This is a genomic window from Ruegeria sp. AB7 (genome assembly GCF_056542625.1).
Genome location: NZ_JBQGAC010000018.1, coordinates 1 through 2,500, shown reverse-complemented (window position 1 = coordinate 2,500; position 2,500 = coordinate 1). Strand labels below are relative to the sequence as shown.

The 2,500-nt window shown below is 54.6% G+C and carries 1 tRNA gene and 2 rRNA genes (1 of these 3 cut by a window edge); all 3 read left to right on the top strand.

Going from position 1 to position 2,500, the window contains the following annotated elements:
• Positions 1-1,975, top strand: a 23S ribosomal RNA gene (locus tag ACR0EN_RS21125) (it extends 852 nt beyond the left edge of the window).
• Positions 1,976-2,160: 185 nt separating this feature from the next.
• A 5S ribosomal RNA gene (gene rrf / locus ACR0EN_RS21120) occupies positions 2,161-2,275 on the top strand.
• A gap of 122 nt (positions 2,276-2,397) precedes the next feature.
• A tRNA-Met gene (locus tag ACR0EN_RS21115) sits at positions 2,398-2,474 on the top strand.
• The last annotated feature ends 26 nt before the right edge of the window (positions 2,475-2,500 follow it).

Genomic DNA, 2,500 nt, shown 5'->3' with positions numbered 1-2,500 from the left:
GTAGAGCGTCATCCGAATACCCCGGGGGGTAGAGCACTGGATGGGTAATGGGGCCCCACAGGCTTACTGATCCTAACCAAACTCCGAATACCCGGGAGTACTAGATGGCAGACACACTGCGGATGCTAACGTCCGTAGTGGAGAGGGAAACAACCCTGACCTACGACTAAGGCCCCCAATTCATGGCTAAGTGGGAAAGCAGGTGGGACGACCAAAACAACCAGGAGGTTGGCTTAGAAGCAGCCATCCTTTAAAGATAGCGTAACAGCTCACTGGTCTAAATAAGTTGTCCTGCGGCGAAGATGTAACGGGGCTCAAGCCATGAGCCGAAGTCTAGGGATGCGTAAGCATCGGTAGCAGAGCGTAGTGTGACATAGTCTCATTCCTCCTTCATGCCTTCGGGCAGATTGGAGGAGAGAGGCTTTCGATGAAGCGGGCGCGTGAGCGATCCCGTGGAGAGATCACTAGTGAGAATGATGACATGAGTAGCGACAAAGAGTGTGAGAGACACTCTCGCCGAAAGTCCAAGGGTTCCTGCTTAAAGCTAATCTGAGCAGGGTAAGCCGGCCCCTAAGCCGAGGCCGAAAGGCGTAGGCGATGGGAACTAGGTTAATATTCCTAGGCCAGGAGGATGTGACGGATCACAGGTGTAGTTCAATCTTATCGGATTGATTGGGCTGCTGAGTGGTTCCTGGAAATAGCCCTCCATCAGACCGTACCCTAAACCGACACAGGTGGACTGGTAGAGCATACCAAGGCGCTTGAGAGAACGATGTTGAAGGAACTCGGCAAAATACCTCCGTAAGTTCGCGAGAAGGAGGCCCGGTTCCTAGGCAACTAGGGGCTGGGGGCACAAACCAGGGGGTGGCGACTGTTTATTAAAAACACAGGGCTCTGCGAAGTCGCAAGACGACGTATAGGGTCTGACGCCTGCCCGGTGCCTGAAGGTTAAAAGGAGAGGTGAGAGCCTTGAATTGAAGCCCAGGTAAACGGCGGCCGTAACTATAACGGTCCTAAGGTAGCGAAATTCCTTGTCGGGTAAGTTCCGACCTGCACGAATGGCGTAACGACTTCCCCGCTGTCTCCAACATCGACTCAGCGAAATTGAATTGCCTGTCAAGATGCAGGCTTCCCGCGGTTAGACGGAAAGACCCCGTGCACCTTTACTACAGCTTCGCACTGGCATCAGGATTGTGATGTGCAGGATAGGTGGTAGGCTTTGAAGCAGGAACGCAAGTACCTGTGGAGCCTCCCTTGAGATACCACCCTTCGCACTCTTGATGTCTAACCGCGGTCCGTTATCCGGATCCGGGACCCTGCGTGGCGGGTAGTTTGACTGGGGCGGTCGCCTCCTAAAGCGTAACGGAGGCGCGCGAAGGTTGGCTCAGAGCGGTCGGAAATCGCTCGTTGAGTGCAATGGCAGAAGCCAGCCTGACTGCGAGACTGACAAGTCGAGCAGAGTCGAAAGACGGCCATAGTGATCCGGTGGTCCCGAGTGGAAGGGCCATCGCTCAACGGATAAAAGGTACGCCGGGGATAACAGGCTGATACTGCCCAAGAGTCCATATCGACGGCAGTGTTTGGCACCTCGATGTCGGCTCATCTCATCCTGGGGCTGGAGCAGGTCCCAAGGGTACGGCTGTTCGCCGTTTAAAGAGGTACGTGAGCTGGGTTTAGAACGTCGTGAGACAGTTCGGTCCCTATCTGCCGTGGGTGTAGGAGACTTGAGAGGAGTTGCCCCTAGTACGAGAGGACCGGGGTGAACGATCCACTGGTGGACCAGTTGTCGTGCCAACGGCAGTGCTGGGTAGCTATGATCGGACAGGATAACCGCTGAAGGCATCTAAGCGGGAAGCCCCCCTCAAAACAAGGTCTCCCTGAGGGCCGTGGAAGACCACCACGTCAATAGGCCGGAGATGTAAGCGCAGTAATGCGTTCAGTTGACCGGTACTAATCGCCCGATAGGCTTGATTTGATCCAGTAATGGAAAGACAAGACCAAAGCATACACACCTTGAGTTGGATAACGTCGCAGCGCCAAGCCGCGATGTTGGTTGATTATATAACCGAGTGGCAACGCGCCTTTTGCAAGAAAAAGACGCTGCCTGCCACCTCGTCGCTTTCCTGCAACGCAGGAAAGTCGACATGGGCTTTTCCTCGGTTTGGTGGTCATAGCGCAAGTGAAACACCCGGTCCCATCCCGAACCCGGAAGTTAAGCACTGCCGCGCCAATGGTACTTGGGCTTAAGCCCCGGGAGAGTAGGTCACCGCCAAACCTAGAAAAAGCCCACATCTCTCTAACACGATGAAAAGAACACTACCCGGTCTCAAGTAGCCGAATAGGCGCTAGACCAACACAAGACCTCAAGTAGCGTAAGCGATAGGTCACTTAAAGTGTCGCGGGATGGAGCAGCCCGGTAGCTCGTCAGGCTCATAACCTGAAGGTCGCAGGTTCAAATCCTGCTCCCGCAACCAACTTTAGAAAATCCCAGAGCAGCCCG